The organism is Nonomuraea sp. NPDC049758, from assembly GCF_040674635.1.
In the GTDB taxonomy this organism is placed as follows: Bacteria; Actinomycetota; Actinomycetes; order Streptosporangiales; family Streptosporangiaceae; genus Nonomuraea.
The window spans coordinates 1-15,282 of the sequence record NZ_JBFAMZ010000026.1 but is presented as its reverse complement, the minus strand read 5'-3'; the positions used below and the strand labels follow the sequence as shown (position 1 = coordinate 15,282).

Genomic DNA, 15,282 nt, shown 5'->3' with positions numbered 1-15,282 from the left:
GCCGAGGCCGGCCATCAGGCCGCCGGCCGGCACGAAGGGAGGTCGTGGTCGCCCGTCGGCCGGTCCCACTCGCACGCGCGGGTCTCGCTGAGCACCAGGTCGACCACGTCCGCCAGGCTGCCCCGCTCGGCGTACGCCGCCCGCTGGCGGGCCGCCGACGTGCCCGTCTGCAGGACCTGCCGGGTCAGCCCGGTCACCAGCTCCCAGTCCCCGGCCGCCTCCAGTTGCGGGCGCAGGCCCGTCACCAGGTCCTCGACCACCTCCTTGGCCGGGCGCGGCACGCCCTCCACCGGATCGACCAGGTCGCCCTCCAGCCCCCACCGGGCCGCCTGCCAGGTCGCCGCGCGCGCCGCCTCCACCTGCACCTCCGGCCCGGGGCCGCGGCGCGCCGCGGCCACCTCCCTGGCCACCAGCGCCCGGAACAGCCCGGCGATCAGCACGACGTCCTCCACCCGGGGACAGGCGTCACAGATGCGCAGCTCCACCGTCGGCACATGTTGCGAGGGCCGGACGTCGAAATAGAGCATCCCCGCGTCGCTGATCACCCCGGACCGGATCAGCCCCCGCACCATCTCCTGGTACTCGGCCGCCGAGCCGAACTTGCCGATCGGCCCCGTCGTCGGCCACCGCTGCCAGACCAGCGTGCGATAGCTGGCGTAGCCGGTGTCGGCGCCGTCCCAGAACGGCGAGCTGGCGCTGAGTGCCAGCAACGGCGCCACCCAGGGCGTCAGCCGGTGCGCCACCGCGACCGCCAGGTCCGGGTCGGGCACCTCCGCGTGCACGTGCGTGCCGCAGATGAGCTGCTCACGGGTCAGCACCTGGAAGTCGCTGAGCATCTTCTCGTATCGCTGGTCGGGGAAGACCTTCACCTCGTCGAGGTCGGCCAGCTGCGGCGTGCCGACCGCCGCGATCCCCAGCCCCAGCTCGTCGGCGGCGGAGATCAGCTTGCGGCGCAGGCGGCACACGTCGCGGGCCAGGTCGTCCAGGGCCAGGAACGGCGCGCTGTTGGCCTCGACCATCGACCGCTGCAGCTCGTGCGTGAAGCTCTCCTCGGGCAGCGCGCTCAGCAGCGCCCCCGCCCGCGCGGTCACCCGGCGTGTGGTCGCGTCGACGATGTGGTACTCCTCCTCCACACCGACCCGGATCGCTCCCCCGGACCCCTCCACGGTCACCACTCCCATCATTAGGCACTCGAAGCCACCCCCTTCTCCCCCGAAAACGGGCTTCAGCACCTCTTGACCTCCACAAATGAAGGTCAGGCCGCAAATACGGCCTGTCGGATGCTCAGTGAGAGTGCCGGTGGGGGTCGGCGTGGAGGTGGGTGCGCATGCCCTGGGGGTCGAACAGGATGAGCAGCTCGACCGTGCCGCCGTCGGCGCTGCCCAGCCAGTGGGGCATGGACGTGTCGAACTCGGCCGCCTCGCCGACCGGCAGCGTGAGGTCGCGGTCGCCGAGGACGAGCCGCAGGCGCCCGGTGAGGACGTAGAGCCATTCGAAGCCGTCGTGGGTCTGCGGGGCCGGTTCGAGCGGTTCCGGCCGCGCGGGGATGATCATCTTGAACGCGTGGACCCCGCCCGGCCGCCTGGACAGCGGCACGAACGTCATCCCGAACCGGGTGATCGGCTTGAGGTGGATCCGGGGGTCGCCGGTGCGCGGGGCGCCGACCAGGTCGTCGAGCGGGACGTCGTAGACGCGGGCCAGCGGCAGCAGCAGCTCCAGCGTGGCCCGGCGCTGCCCGCTCTCCAGCCGGGACAGCGTGCTCTCCGAGACGCCGGTCGTGGTGGCGAGCTCGGCCAGGGTGATGCCGCGGTGACGACGCAGGGCTCGAAGGCGCGGCCCCACCGCGCCCAGCACCTCGTCCATGTCATCCTGCACGACGGCCATCTTGCCATAACCGCAAGTTTTCGTGCCAGATCGGCGAGCTGCTGGTCGGATTGATCCCACACTGATCGACGGCAGCACCGGCCGTCGACCCCGCCACTCCCCTCAGGACAGGACCACATGACCACCGCTCCACGGCCGTCGCCCGGCCGCCTCGCCCGATCCGCGCGCACGGCGGCGACCGTCGCGCTCGCCCTCCTGCTCCCGCTCGGCGCCACGGCCTGTTCGACGCCCGCCGCCCCTCCCCCGCCCGCCGCCTCCTACACCACCGCCACCCAGGACGACCCGCGCTTCGGCACGACGTTCCGGCACGAGTTCGCCGACGTGGACGGCGTGCGCATGCACTACGTGAAGGGCGGGACCGGCACGCCGGTGGTGCTGATCCACGGCTGGCCCCAGACCTGGTACGGCTGGTGGCCGATCATGCCGGACCTGGCCCGGCACCACACCATCTACGCCGTGGACCTGCCGGGGCTGGGCGACAGCGAAGGCTCGCCCACCGGCTACGACAAGGCCACGCTGGCGCGGTACGTGCACCAGCTGATCGCCGGGCGGCTCGGGATCAGGGACGCCGCCGTCGTCGGCCACGACTTCGGCGCCGCGGTGGCGTTCCAGTACGCGAGCCGGTTCCCCGCCGACACCGCCCGCCTCGGCTACCTGGACCTGCCGCTGCCCGGCCCGGCCGTCGACGCGGCCACGTACCGGTCGCTGAGCTGGCACATCGCCTTCCACTCCCAGCGCCGGGTGCCCGAGGCGGTGGTGGGCGACGACGTCCGCGAGTACCTGGCGCTGTTCTACCCCCAGGTCTCCTACGGAGGAACGGCGTTCGGCGGCACCTCGCAGCGGTCCCCGTTCACCGACGCCGAGATCACCGAGTACGCCCGCACCTACAGCCGGCCGCAGGCCCTGTCGGGCGGCTTCGAGCTCTACCGCGCCCTGGACCAGGACGTGCGCGACACGACGGCGGCGGCGCCGGTACGCGTCCCGGCGCTGCTCATGACCGCCCAGGGGCAGCTCGACGCGATCCGGGCCACGGTGTCACCGCGCCTGACCAGGATCGTCCGCGCGGTGGACGTCCCGCGCGCCGGGCACTGGCTCGTCGAGGAGAACCCCGGTTTCGTCACCGCTGAGCTGGAGCGGTTCCTCGACGGCTGACCCGGCCGGCGACCAGGACGGCGGGTCCACCCGCTCCAGCCTGCTCCAGCCGGTCCAGCCCCGCCGGCGCAGCAGCTCGATCAGCCGGCGGGCGGGCGGGACGGCGTCGAACGCCAGGGCGTCCATCAACCGGACGAACTGCGGCTCCACGTCGAGGTCGTCGACATAGCCCTCGTCCCGCTCGCCGGTCAGCCGCGTGAGGCAGGCGGCCAGCTCATCGGCCAGCTCCTCCAGCCGAGGGTCGTCGGCGGACCGGGTGAGGGCCTGGCCCAGGTTGCGGAAGAAGCCGACGAAGTCCGGGTCGTCGAGCTGCTCGCGTTTGCGGGCCATCCACTCCGGCACGCGTCCGGGCGAGTGCGCGGCCAGCAGGATCCAGCCGTCGCGTTCGGCCTGGACGATGTGGTCGTCCACGCCGAGTGCCCGCAGCCGGTCGAGGTACCCGACCACCTCAGGCGGCAGCGCCAGGCCGTCCCCGGCGGCCAGCCGGGCGATCCGCGCCCGGTGGCGCTGCTGCCGCCGGATCTCCGCGCGCAGCCGCCGGTCGATGTCGGCGAGCGCGGCGGCGAACTCCTCCTCGCCGGCCCGCAGCAGCTCCCGCACCCGCGCGAGCGGCACCCCGGCCTCGGCGAGGGTCCGGATCCTGATCAGCTCGACCGCGGCGGCGGCGTCGTACCTGCGGTAACCGTGGCGGTCGCGCTCGGGCTCCGGCAGCAGTCCCTTGGCGTGGTAGTGCCGCACCGCCCGCACGGTCACCCCCGCGTACGAGGCCAGTTCGCCGATGGTCAGCATGAGACCAGCCTTCCAGAGGTCGTCAAGAAGCCGCCTTCCGGATGATCCGGGCGATCTCGGTGGCGTGCGTGAAGACCAGCCCGTGGTCGGCGTCGAGCCACGTCGTGGCGATGCGCGGCCGTCGCCGGACGAGCCGCTCGATCCCGGCCCGCCAGTTACGGTTGAACCGCGCGGCGGGGCCGCCGCCCTCGCCCGCCATCGAGGTCGACATGATCATGCTGATCGGCCGGTCGATCATGCCGTACCGGGACAGGATGTCCGACCGGACCGCGTCGATCTCGACGTTCAGGTCGAGGATCTGCCGCGCGGTGAGCAGCACCTGGCGCGGGGTGCCGCGCCGGCTCCGCTGCTGCGCGGCCAGTTCCGCCCACATCGCGCGGAACTGCGGCAGGACGTCCTCGGTGAGGAACGGCTCGGGCACCGGGTTCGCCCCGTCGATCAGGACGAGCCCGGCGACGCTCCCGGGATGCCGGGCGGCGTGGTGCACGGCCAGGTCGGCCCCCAGCGAGTACCCCACGAGCACGGGGGGCTCGCCGAGGCCGAGCCGGCCCACCCGGGCCATCACGGCGTCCAGGTCGCCGAGGAACGCCTCGAAGGAGTACCGGTCCGCGGCCGGGGTGCGGCCGTGGCCGCGCAGGTCGAAGGTCACCACGTCGTGGTCGCGCCGCAGCAGCTCGATCAGCTCGCCGAGGTCGGCCTGGGTCGAGTTCAGCCCGGGGCACAGCACCAGCGGGCGGCCCCGTCCGCCGCGGGACAGCGGGATCGTGAGGCCGTCGTGGTGGGCGGTCAGCTCGCCGGACGGCGGGCGGTTCGTACTGGTCGGAGAGGTCATGCCCCCATGCTGGGACATTGACCCTGCGTCAGGGGAAGAGCGCCGGATCGCGGCCCGGGGGCGCGGGTTCTCCCGGTTCGGCATGATCCTGCTAGCCTGATCGCCGTTTCTGCCGGAGTGCGGGAGCCGAGCCGCTCGGCCCGCGCCGCCATGGAGTCTGGGGCCGACTGACGATGAGCGCGGAAGAGGATTTCCTGCAGGTCGGCGCCGAGCTGGCCGACCTGGGGGTGCGGGTCTCCAGGATGATGGGGAGGCCGGCGCTCAAGGATCAGGCGGGCAAGGTGTTCGCCAGCCTGCAGCGTGACGGTGCGATGGTGTTCCGGCTGGTCAGGGACACCTCTGAGCACGCGGCCGCGCTGGAGCTGGCCGGGGCGTGCCTGTTCGATCCCTCGGGCGAGGGCAGGGTGGTCAAGGACTGGGTGGTCGTGCCGCACTCCTCGGCCGAGCAGTGGACGGATCTGGCCGAGGCCGCCCTCAGCCGGCCCCGCTGACCGGCGGGCGCCCCTACGACGGGTGTGCCCGGCGCCTCGACTCCCAGGCCCAACCGGCCGTGAGCACCAGGACGGACGTGATCACGATCAACGGGATCACCCAGATGCGGTCGCCACGCCCGACGTCGGCCATGGCCAGGAACACGGCGATGCCGTCGAAGGCGAGCGCCACGGCGCCGGCCCCGGCGAGGAACCCGGCGGCGCCCCCGGCGACCGCGACGGTCGTACCGGCGAGCGGCCTCAGGAACCGGGCGACCCGGGCGCACAGCAGGCCGGCCAGACCGGCGTCCAGGACGAGGACGGCGGCCAGGGCGGCGCCCCAACGGTGTCCCGTCACCAGCGAGCTCATGTAATCCCAGGGGTCGTCGGCTTCGACGAGGCCGAGCACCTTCGTGAGGCCGAGCACCGCCAGTACGGCGACGGCCGCCGTCGTCACCGTGACGGCCCTGCGCTGCCACCCCAGCCCGGGGACCTCGGCGGGCGGCAGAACCTTGGTGCGGTCCCCGGCATCGACCCGGCCCGGCTGCTGCTCGCCGAGCAGGGCCGGCGCCTCCTCGGCGGTCGGCCTGCCGTGCGGATCCTTGTCGAGCAGCCGGGTGATGAGCGGCGCGAGCCGGCCCGCCCGGCGTGGCGGCGGAGGCTCCGCCAGCAGGACGGCGGTCAGCGTGGCCGGCTGGGTGTCGCGGCGGAACGGCGAGACGCCCTCGACGGCCTGGTAGAGGGTCACGCCGAGGGAGAACAGGTCACTGGCCGGGAGCCCGTCGGTGCCGCGCAACCGTTCGGGGGCCGTGTACTCGGGTGAGCCGACGAGCATCCCGGCGGTCGTCAGGGCGGTGTCGGCGGTGTGGACGGCGATGCCGAAGTCGGTGAGCAGCACTTTGCCGTCCGCGGAGAGCATGACGTTGGCCGGCTTGACGTCGCGGTGCACGATGCCGGCCCGGTGCGCCGCGCCGAGCGCCGCCAGCAGCCCGGCGGCCAACTGTGCGGCGCGGTCCACCGGCAACGGCCCGTGCGTGTCGAGGTGCTCCTGCAGTGACCGGCCCTCGACCAGCTCCATCACGATCCAGGGCAGCCCGTCCTGGACGATGTCGTGGACGGCGACGACGTTCTCGTGCGCCCGGAGCCGGACGGCGTTGCGCGCCTCGCGTGCGGTGCGCTCCAGCCGCCTGTCCTGCTCCGCCTGCGGCAGGCCGGGCGGCAGGCGCAGTTCCTTGATCGCCACGTTGACGTCCAGGATCTGGTCGTGGGCGCGCCAGACCTGCCCGAACCCGCCGGTGCCAAGAAGGGCGACCAGCCGGTAACGTCCGCCGACGAGGTGACCAGGCTGCGCCGATGTCATGACCATCCGCCCTCTTGCCCTGTATGACGATGATCACAATAGCCACCGGACGGGGTGGCCGGCGGGTCACATGACGATCAGAGTTCGCCGGGGTCGAGGCGGGCGCGCAGGGCGCTGGGCGTCTCGGCGAGGTGCTTGCGGACCGTACGGGTCAGGTGCGCGTGGTCGGCGAAGCCGTACATGGTGGCCAGCTCGGCCAGCTGGGCGCCGCCGTCGGCCAGGTGCTCCAGCACGGCCCGCACCCTCAGTTCGTTGCGGTACTCGCTGATCGTGCGGCCGGTGACGTGGCGGAAGATCCTGCCGACGTGCTTGGGCGAGGCGCCGACCAGCCGCGCCAGGTCCTCGGCTCCGTCGTTGAGATGACCGCAGGAGAGCGCTTCCTGCACGGCGAGGGCCATGCGGCGGTGGATCACCCGCGTCGTGGGCGGCGCGCCGGGGCCGGGCCGCTCGGTCCGGGGCGGGAGAGCCGCCAGCAGGCTCCGCACCCGTTCACCCACCTCCAGGGGGTCAGCGCCCTTCCTGCAGGCGGACAGCAGCTCACGATGGCGCAGGTCGAGCAGGGCGCTGATCGCCAGCATCCAGCCCGAGGCGCCCTGGACGCCCGCAACGTGCTCGTCGTAGGCGTCAGGGGTCAACGCGATCCAGGTGTAGCGGATCTCGCCCGCCGACGGATAGGCGAAGCGCTCCTCCAGCCCTTCGCTGGTCACGTAGCCGCCGGCGGCGTCGAGGAAGGAGTCCTGCCCCGACGCGTGCCGGCGGAAGCCGCCCATCCGCATCAGCACCACGGCGTGGCCGACGTCCGGGGCCCACGGCGACCAGCCCTTCACCTGCCCTCCGGTGCGCATGTCATGGACGGACACGCCCGAGCCGGGATCCTTGCCGAGTTCCTGTCGCCACATGACATCCAGACTCGCCGCCCGATCGCCCTCACCAGCGCCGAGATCATCGCGATTCGGCAACATCTGGGCCGGTGGCGCGATCGTCCGGCGGAGCGCGACGCCGGCGACGGGGCTCCGACGGCGGGCGACCGGCGTCAGCGAATCGGCTGGATCAGCTGGGTGCGCCAGGTCTCCGGGGCCGGCCAGCTCGCCGGATCGGGCCGCGCGTCGAGGTCGAACCAGTGGTATACCTCCCAGGCCCCGCCGTCGGGCTCGTGGTCGTGCTTCCTGAGCCAGGCGTCCAGCAGGGCGTAGGTCTCGCCCAGACTGTCGTGCGATCCGAGGTGCCAGGTGGCGACGGCCGTGCCGCCGGGCAGTTCGGCGGCGGCGACCCGTCCCGCGCCAGCCGGACGTCCGGCCACGGGCACGCCGACCTCCACGTCCGTCTCGCCCTCCGCGAGGGTGTGGTACCTGACGAAGGGCTGTCCATCCACCCGCACGCCGGAGTCCTGGGTGTACTTCCACAGTTCCGCGAACCCTTCGCCCTGGGCCTCCGCCAGGCGGGCGATCGCGATCGTCGTCCTGATGCTCACCGTGGGCCGGGGATCGCGGTGGAGGGTCTCGAACCTCGGCTCGTGCGGCTGTCGCGTCATCGTCGTCCTTTCCTGGCCGGCAGGTCGCGTCTCATCCTGTCCGAACCGGTCGGGGCGAGGCTTGAACATCGGTGCGCGACCAATCTCCGTATGCTGTACGGTACGTTGTACGACTTGAGGAGGAGCAGCATGTACCAGCCGAGCGCCGAGGAACTGAAGAACATCGACGATTGGTTCGCCGCCTACGACGCGCTGGCCGAGGAAGGCGCGATCGAGCAGCTCGCCGACCTGGCGGTCTTCCCGATGAACGTGGCCACCGACGTGCCCGGCGGCCACGCGAGCGTCCGCCAGTGGACGCGGGCCGAGTACGTCGAGGCCATGAGGCAGTCCATGGGCGGCGGCACCGCCGGGCTCGACCTGCGCTCGACGCGCGCCCCGCGCTTCGTCAGCCAGAACCTGGTGGTCGTGGAGACCGAGGCGACGATGACGATCGAGGGCCAGGAGCACCGCATGCACTACGCCGACCTGCTGGTGCGCACCGAGGACGGGTGGGCGTTCCAGACCATGGTCCAGGGCGGCTGGGGGCACGGCTGGCCGTCCGCCAGGCGCGGCTGACAACGCCGTCCCCGGTCAGGGCGCACCTGACCGGGCGCTACCGGACGCCGCCGCGGGTCATCCGCGCGGCGGCGCCCCGGAGCAGCCCGGGAGCCAGCCGGCGATGGATCGCCGACAGGGGCGGCCACACGACGCGCCCGAGACCCCGGTCATAGCGCAGCAGGGTGGTCAGCGACACCCGCCCGTCCGCCGCCCGGACGACGAGGTTGGCGGTCAGGAACCAGGACGCGGTCTCCAGCCGGATCCAGTCGTCGCCACGCGCGGTGATCCGCCACCCCGCCACGGTGGCGGGCGATCGGCCGCGGGCGAGCCGGAGCCCCAGGAGGCCCCGCCAGATGAACCGTTCCCCCGCGCTGGGCACGTCGCCGAACATCGCCCGCGCCCACCGCTCCGCCGTCGCCCCGGCCTCGGTGGCGACGGCGTCCCCGGCGAGGGCGAAGTGGTCGGCGTAGTCGACGACGGGCAAGGAGCTCAGCGCGCGGACGGACGGCGGGATGCCGCCCGTCCCGATGGCGAACTCCAGGACGCCCGCGTCGCGCTCCCGCCAGGCCCGCTCCAGCCGCCGGACGAAGGCCGGCAGGACGAGGGTGCGGCGGAACGGCATGATGGCGGCCATGTAGCACCGTCCCAGCAGGCCGTTGGGGCGCACGAGGACGGCCATGCGCAGCTCGTGCCCGCCGCCGGCGGCCGGCGCCCATGCCAGGTGCATCACCGCGTGCACCGTGCGGTTCGCCAGCTCCAGCGCGCATTCGTCGTCCAGCACGTAGACCGGGGAGAAGGGCGCCAGGCCGGCGTCGGAGTCGTGCGGGGCGCGGCGCAGGTCGGCGGGCAGGCGCTCGCGCAACGACGGGACGCGCCTTCCGACGCCCGCCGACGCCCTGTCCCAGCCGAACAGGGCGCCCAGCTTCCAGCGCGCCGCGAGCAGCAGCCGCAGCGGCAGGGGGCCGCCGCTGGAGTCGCGCATCGCGGCGAGCACGGCCGAGAAGTCCTCCCGTCCGGCGCCGGGGGTGCGGATCACCCAGACGTCCTCCAGCTCGAAATCTCCGGCGATGTCGTGGATGCGCCAGGGCCGTCCGGTGTGGGCGGCGTTCGCCAGCCTCATGATCCCTCCTTATCTATACGGTGCCGTATATACTGAGGTTAACCACGGTTATACGGTGGCGTATACATGTATTCCGAGTGAGGTGGCACACACTGTGGGCGCGGTCCGTACGACACGGGAGGGGTGGATCGAGGAGGGGTTGCGAGCGCTGGCCGCCGGCGGCCCCGACGCGGTGCGCGTGGAGGCGCTGGCCAAGCGGCTCGGCGTCACCAAGGGCGGGTTCTACGGGTACTTCGCCGACCGGGAGGCGCTGCTTGAGGCGATGCTGGACACCTGGGAACGGGAGAGCACCGACGAGGTGATCGAGCGCGTCGAACGCGAGGGCGGCGACCCGCGCACCAAGATCCAGCGCGCCGGCGTGCTCACCTTCTCCGACGACCGCCTGCTGCCCATCGACCTCGCCGTCCGCGACTGGGCCAGGCGCGACGAGGCGGTCGCCGAACGCCTGCGGCGGGTGGACAACCGGCGCATGGCGCTGCTGCGCGAGATGATCGGCAGCTTCTGCTCCGACCCCGAGGAGGTCGAGGCCCGCAGCCTGCTGGCCTTCTGCGTGGCGATCGGCGAACACTTCCTGGCCGCCGACCACGGCGGCCGCACCCGGGCGCAGGTGCTCACCCGGGCGGCCGCCCTGCTGCTCGACAAGAGGGAAGACCAGCCGGGGCCGGCGGACGGGCCGCATCTCCGCGCCCCCGGGACGCGCGGGCCAGTATGACCCCATGACGACCATGCCCGAGAACCGCGCCGCGGACCTGCGGGTCGCCGACCTGGCCGGCCCGCTGCCCTTCCCCGACGACGCCTTCGACGACGTCATCGCGTCGCTGGTGCTGCACTACCTGGAGGACTGGGGACCGGCGCTGGCCGAGCTGCGACGCGTGCTGCGGCCCGGCGGCCGGCTCCTCGTCTCGGTCGAGCATCCCTTCGTCATCACCCTCACGCAGCACAAGGCCGGGGAGAGGCCCGGTTACTTCGGAACCCGCAACCGGGTCGAGGAGTGGACCATGGGCGGGCAGACCAGCCGGCTGAGCTTCTGGGACCGGCCGCTGCACGCGATGACCGAAGCCTTCACCGCGGCGGGCTTCCGCATCAGCGTGATCAGTGAACCGCCGTACGCGCCGGAGGCCCGCGGGCTGTTCCCCGATGAGCTCCGCGAGATCTCCGGCGCGAGGTTCCTGTGCTTCCTGTTCTTCGTCCTGGAAGCCGGCTGAAGCCCCCGGCGTCAGGACGTCGCGCGGGCCGCTAGCGGACGGTGACCACGTGAGTGGTGCGCGCCGGCCCCACATCCGAGTTGCCCGCCAGGTCGACGGTGTAGGTGTGCTCACCGGCCGCGGCCGGCGTGTCGGAGAAGCTGAACGTCCCGTCGGGGGTGGGGACCAGTTTCGCCACGTTCTTCGAGGTGACGGCGCCGTCCGGGCCGACGACCTGCAGCGAGACGGTGATGGTCGTCCGCGGGAAGGTGATGCCGCCGGCGCCGAAGGTGCCGCTGAACGCGAGGCGCGTGCCGACGTGGCCCGTCGCCGGTCCGGTCACGGTGAGCGTCGGCTCGTACGGGCCCACCGTGACGGTCACCGAGGAGCCGCTCCCCCGGAACCATGAGTTGCCCGGCCAGTACACCTGATACTTGTACGCCCCGGTGGACGGCGGCGTGTCGGTGAACTGGTAGGTCCCGTCCGCCGCCGTGGTGACCTCCTCGAACGGCCTGGAGGTGCCGTCGGGGAGCCAGCGGTACAGTTCGAGCGTCTGCACGCCGGGCGGCAGTCCGCTGCTCAGCGTGAGCCGTCCGGTGAAGGCCGACTCCTGGAGCGTGGTCACCTTGGCGGGAGCCGTCAGGGTGAGCGTGGAGGAGTGGTAGGGCGAGGGCGGCAGCCGCCAGAGGTGCATGCGGCCGGTGCCGGGCTCCTTCAGGACCGCGAAGGTGACCGTGCCGTAGAACTCGACGCTGCCCGCCACCACGGTCTTCCCCTGGTGGGCGGCCGTGTAGATGACCTCCGAGGTGGTCGCGTCGTACACCACGAGCTCGGCCGCGTCGCCTGCCGGGGAGTTCCAGCCGCCCACGACGTAGGCGTCGTTCGGGCTGGCCCCGACGGTGACGGGAACGCCCTGGTCGCCGAACCTGTTGCTGTCGTAGGCGCGGCCCCGCGTCAGGGCCGCCGTGTCCCAGGCGTCGAACCGGCGGGTGTCGTTCAGCGCCGACAGCGCCGTCGCGCCGTGCTCGGCGAGCGCGAGATCACGCAGGGCCGGCAGGCCGTTCGCGTCCCCGCGGATCTCGCCGCTCGACGTGGGCGGCGTGGTGCTGATGTCGTACACCTTGACCGTGGCGGGGCTGACCCCGGACTCCCCCGCCACCAGCGTGTTCCCGGCGACGGCGACGAGCGGGGCACCGGTCGTGGCCGGCCCGACCCGGACGAGGGTGGGGGTCGCCGCCGACGTGACGAGGCCGAGGACGCCTCCCCCGCCCGCTCCGCCGCAGCCGAACCCGATCCACAGCCGGTCGTACTCCTGCGCCAGGCTCGACGGGCACGGGTACGCGGTGAGGTCGATGCGCCTGCTGATGGCGAGGGTGGTGCTGTCGATCTCGATCAGTTCGTTCGAGCCGCGCAGCGCCGCGTACACCTTCCTGCCGTCCTCCGGCGAGGCCAGGGCGACGGCGCCGGACAGGCCGGGGATCGTGCCGACGACCTTGCCGTCGGTGGAGGTGACCACGATCCGGTCGCCGGCGGCGACGAAGACCTTCCTGTTGCGCGCCACCACGTCGCCGCCCTCCCCGGCGACGCCGAGGTCGGAGACGGTCGCGGCGTCCGCGGCGGTCGCGGCGGTGGGTGTCTGGGTGACGAGCAGGGCCGCCGCCAGGAGCAGGGGCCCGGCCCACGCGACTAATCGGCGGGGCAGCGGAGCACGGGCAGAGGTCGATGTGCGCACAGGCACTCCGTTCTGGAGACGTCCCGGCATGACTACGGGACCCGCCTCCGTTGACGATCTTCAATAATCGAACACATATTCGCATATTGGCGGGGTGTCGTCCAGAGCACTTTGATCACAGAGCTCCGCAAAGCAGGCGCTTGACTTACCAGGGCGCGCGTCGGTTACTGGACATGACAACGGCGAGTGCTGGTGCGTCAGACGGGAAGTCGATGAGCGCCGTCCGGGCCAGGCGAGCGGAAGGAACACCGTCATGACGGCCGTCCCAGATCAGGACATGTCCGGCACGTTGCCCGAGTTCCCCGGCGTCAGGGCGGCGGCGTGCCCGTTCGACCCGCCGCCGGCCCTGCAGGCGCTCCGGCAGGACGCGCCGCTGACCCGGGCACGGCTGCGCGACGGCGGCACCGTGTGGCTGGTCACCGGCTACGCCGAGCAGAAGGCGGTGCTGAGCCATCCGCAGGTCAGCTCCGACGTCACCAGGCCCGGCTATCCGCTGCCGGTCCTGGCGCCCAACCGGCCCGACAGCGCGATCAGCTTCATCCTCATGGACGACCCCGAGCACCACCGGCTGCGCCGCATGGTGCAGGGGGCGTTCACCGTCAAGCGGGTCGAGACCATGCGCCCGGCCGTCCAGCGCATCGTCGACCGTCTCATCGACGACCTGCTGGCCGGGCCGAGGCCGGTGGACCTGGTGGAGGCGTTCGCGCTGCCGGTGCCGTCGCTGGTGATCTGCGAGCTGCTCGGCGTCCCGTACGCCGACCACGGCTTCTTCCAGGACAACAGTCAGATCATCGTCAAGCGGGACGTGTCGGTCGAGGACCGGACGGCCGCGGGCGGGCGGCTGCGGCAGTACCTGGACGGGCTCGTCGGCGACAAGCTCGTCCGCCCCGGAGACGACCTGCTGTCCCAGGTGGCCGCCCGGGTCACGGCCGGTGAGCTGAGCAGGCAGGAGGCGGCCCAGATGGGCGTGCTGCTGCTCGTGGCCGGCCACGAGACCACCGCCAACATGATCGCCCTCGGCACCCTCGCGCTGCTCCGCCATCCCGGCCAGCTCGCCGTGCTGCGCGGGAGCGACGACCCCGCGCTGATCGCGGGCGCGGTGGAGGAGCTGCTGCGCTACCTGAACATCACCCACGGCGGACGCCGCCGGGTGGCCAAGGAGGACATCGAGATCGGCGGCCAGGTCATCCGCGCGGGCGAGGGCATCATCGTGGCCAACGACATCGGCAACCGCGACCCCGAGATCTTCCCCGCCCCGGACGAACTGGACGTGCGCCGCGACGCCCGCCGGCACGTGGCCTTCGGCTTCGGCGTCCACCAGTGCCTGGGCCAGCCCCTGGCCCGGCTGGAGCTGCAGGTCGCCTACGGCACGCTCTACAGGCGCATCCCCACCCTCGCCCTGGCCACCGAGTTCGAGAAGATCCCGTTCAAGCACGACGGCCAGGTGTACGGGGTGTACGAGCTCCCCGTGACCTGGTGACCGCACCAGCTCCGCAAATCCGGTGCGCCTGAGCGGACGGAGCTGCCAGCGGTGCCTCGAGACTCGTGGGCGAGCAACGTCGCCTGCCGGAGATCCCTGCTCAGGGCCGGGTTCACGCTCACGGACGGCCTGCTCGGCGCGTCCTTCCCGACGGGCGGGTGATCAGCAGCCTGTGGTTCCGGAGCGGCGCGGCGCGCGGGTCCGTGTGCGGACCTGCTCGTCGCGGCCCTCGATGGTGGCTGTCGCGGCGGCAGCGACACCTGACCGCGGCTTGCCGCGCGGGCCGGTCGCGTCCACGGATGTGGTGTATGAGTCGATCTTCGCGTGATCCTGTATCTGCAGGTTGAGCGGTCAGTGTCCGCGGGATCGAGGCCGGGGTGGATGTGTCGCCAGGGACGCATCGCAGGCGGGCTTTGGCCGGCACGTCCAACCCCATGTAGCGGCGAGCTTCGACCCACTCGTCGCTCTGCTCGGCCAGCACGGCGCCGACCAGCCGGATGATCGCGGCCCGGTCGGGGAAGATACCCACCACGTCGGTGCGGCGGCTGGATGCTTGGCCTCCAGCGCGTCCAGCACCCAGGCGTGCTGAGCGCGCACCGAGGCGGCGTCGGGCTGATCGAAGATGGTCCGCACCAGCGTGGCCACGAACGGCTGTGCGCTCTTGGCCACGCAGGTGAGCAGGTTGCGCAGGAACGACAGCCAGCCTGCGCCGTCCTCGCCGGTGGTGACCTCCAGCCCCAGGATCTCCCGCCGCCCATCAGCGTTGACGCCGGTCGCGACCAGGCAGTGCACGTTGATGATCCGGCCGCCTTCACGCACCTTCTGCGTCAGCGCGTCCAGCCAGAGGAAGGTGCAGGGGCCGGCGTCCAAGGCGCGGGTGCGGCAGGCTTCGACCTGCTCGTCCAGGATCTTGGCCATCTGGCTGACCTGGCTTTTGGAGATGTGCTTGATGCCGAGCTGCTCGACCAGCTTGTCCACCCGCCGTGTCGAGACCCCGAGCAGGTAGCTGGTGGCCACCACGCTGATCAGCGCCTGCTCGGCGCGGCGGCGGCGCTCCAGCAGCCAGTCGGGGAAGGAGGAGCCTGAGCGCAGCTTGGGGATCGCCAGTTCCACGGTGTGGCTGTTGCTTTTTGAGCACGATCTTGGTGAGCCGTGCATTCGGTGATCTGGATGACCATTGGATGGGCGGGTGGCGAAAGGCTTCCGACGGG

At 72.4% G+C, this 15,282-nt stretch carries 15 protein-coding genes and 1 pseudogene; 6 read left to right on the top strand and 10 right to left on the bottom strand.

Going from position 1 to position 15,282, the window contains the following annotated elements:
* Positions 1–14: 14 nt before the first annotated feature.
* Both AB0J46_RS44105 and AB0J46_RS44100 read right to left on the bottom strand, forming a co-directional pair.
* Positions 15–1,172 (bottom strand): glutamate--cysteine ligase, encoded by a 1,158-nt coding sequence (locus AB0J46_RS44105; protein ID WP_364341267.1) that lies wholly within the window; start codon positions 1,170–1,172, stop codon positions 15–17.
* A gap of 112 nt (positions 1,173–1,284) precedes the next feature.
* Positions 1,285–1,875, bottom strand: coding sequence for an XRE family transcriptional regulator (locus AB0J46_RS44100; RefSeq protein WP_364341265.1), 591 nt, complete (start codon positions 1,873–1,875; stop codon positions 1,285–1,287).
* 126 nt (positions 1,876–2,001) lie between these two features.
* Between AB0J46_RS44100 and AB0J46_RS44095 the strand changes: the two genes are divergently transcribed.
* Positions 2,002–3,036: an alpha/beta hydrolase gene (locus AB0J46_RS44095; protein ID WP_364341263.1), complete on the top strand. Its 1,035-nt coding sequence runs from the start codon at positions 2,002–2,004 to the stop codon at positions 3,034–3,036.
* Here the strand turns inward: AB0J46_RS44095 and AB0J46_RS44090 are convergent.
* Positions 2,920–3,825 carry a MerR family transcriptional regulator gene (locus AB0J46_RS44090; protein WP_364341261.1) on the bottom strand — a complete coding sequence of 302 codons (906 nt, stop codon included), beginning with the start codon at positions 3,823–3,825 and terminating at the stop codon, positions 2,920–2,922. The genes AB0J46_RS44095 and AB0J46_RS44090 overlap by 117 nt on opposite strands.
* A gap of 22 nt (positions 3,826–3,847) precedes the next feature.
* Positions 3,848–4,657: an alpha/beta hydrolase gene (locus AB0J46_RS44085; protein ID WP_364341259.1), complete on the bottom strand. Its 810-nt coding sequence runs from the start codon at positions 4,655–4,657 to the stop codon at positions 3,848–3,850.
* 173 nt (positions 4,658–4,830) lie between these two features.
* On the opposite strand from AB0J46_RS44085, the gene AB0J46_RS44080 reads away from it, so the two are divergent.
* On the top strand, positions 4,831–5,148 hold the full coding sequence (locus AB0J46_RS44080; RefSeq protein ID WP_364341257.1) for a hypothetical protein: 318 nt from the start codon (positions 4,831–4,833) through the stop codon (positions 5,146–5,148).
* A gap of 13 nt (positions 5,149–5,161) precedes the next feature.
* On the opposite strand, the gene AB0J46_RS44075 is transcribed toward AB0J46_RS44080, so the two are convergent.
* The 3 genes from AB0J46_RS44075 to AB0J46_RS44065 all read right to left on the bottom strand — a co-directional run bounded on the left by AB0J46_RS44075 (position 5,162) and on the right by AB0J46_RS44065 (position 8,018).
* A complete protein-coding gene (locus AB0J46_RS44075) occupies positions 5,162–6,487 on the bottom strand; it encodes a serine/threonine-protein kinase (protein WP_364341255.1) in 1,326 nt (441 codons plus the stop codon).
* Between the two features lie 77 nt (positions 6,488–6,564).
* Positions 6,565–7,386, bottom strand: a complete 822-nt coding sequence (locus AB0J46_RS44070) for a helix-turn-helix transcriptional regulator (RefSeq protein WP_364341253.1) — start codon at positions 7,384–7,386, stop codon at positions 6,565–6,567.
* 134 nt (positions 7,387–7,520) lie between these two features.
* Positions 7,521–8,018 carry a GyrI-like domain-containing protein gene (locus AB0J46_RS44065; RefSeq protein ID WP_364341251.1) on the bottom strand — a complete coding sequence of 166 codons (498 nt, stop codon included), beginning with the start codon at positions 8,016–8,018 and terminating at the stop codon, positions 7,521–7,523.
* A 129-nt stretch (positions 8,019–8,147) separates the two neighbouring features.
* Between AB0J46_RS44065 and AB0J46_RS44060 the strand changes: the two genes are divergently transcribed.
* The gene (locus AB0J46_RS44060; protein ID WP_364341249.1) at positions 8,148–8,573 is read left to right on the top strand and encodes a nuclear transport factor 2 family protein; all 426 of its coding nucleotides are present in this window, start codon (positions 8,148–8,150) and stop codon (positions 8,571–8,573) included.
* 37 nt (positions 8,574–8,610) lie between these two features.
* On the opposite strand, the gene AB0J46_RS44055 is transcribed toward AB0J46_RS44060, so the two are convergent.
* Entirely contained in the window at positions 8,611–9,675 is a 1,065-nt protein-coding gene (locus tag AB0J46_RS44055; RefSeq protein WP_364341247.1) for a DUF2867 domain-containing protein, read from the bottom strand.
* Between the two features lie 82 nt (positions 9,676–9,757).
* Between AB0J46_RS44055 and AB0J46_RS44050 the strand changes: the two genes are divergently transcribed.
* Both AB0J46_RS44050 and AB0J46_RS44045 read left to right on the top strand, forming a co-directional pair.
* A complete protein-coding gene (locus AB0J46_RS44050) occupies positions 9,758–10,387 on the top strand; it encodes a TetR/AcrR family transcriptional regulator (RefSeq protein WP_364341245.1) in 630 nt (209 codons plus the stop codon).
* A gap of 4 nt (positions 10,388–10,391) precedes the next feature.
* Positions 10,392–10,880, top strand: coding sequence for a class I SAM-dependent methyltransferase (locus AB0J46_RS44045; protein ID WP_364341243.1), 489 nt, complete (start codon positions 10,392–10,394; stop codon positions 10,878–10,880).
* Between the two features lie 31 nt (positions 10,881–10,911).
* On the opposite strand, the gene AB0J46_RS44040 is transcribed toward AB0J46_RS44045, so the two are convergent.
* Complete coding sequence (locus tag AB0J46_RS44040) at positions 10,912–12,591, bottom strand: hypothetical protein (protein WP_364341241.1); 1,680 nt, start codon at positions 12,589–12,591, stop codon at positions 10,912–10,914.
* Between the two features lie 253 nt (positions 12,592–12,844).
* Here AB0J46_RS44040 and AB0J46_RS44035 point away from each other — a divergent pair, with 253 nt between their 5' ends.
* Complete coding sequence (locus AB0J46_RS44035; protein WP_364341239.1) at positions 12,845–14,071, top strand: cytochrome P450; 1,227 nt, start codon at positions 12,845–12,847, stop codon at positions 14,069–14,071.
* Positions 14,072–14,483: 412 nt separating this feature from the next.
* Here the strand turns inward: AB0J46_RS44035 and AB0J46_RS44030 are convergent.
* A pseudogene (locus tag AB0J46_RS44030) lies at positions 14,484–15,187 on the bottom strand (transposase); the annotation flags it as partial.
* Positions 15,188–15,282: the final 95 nt, after the last annotated feature.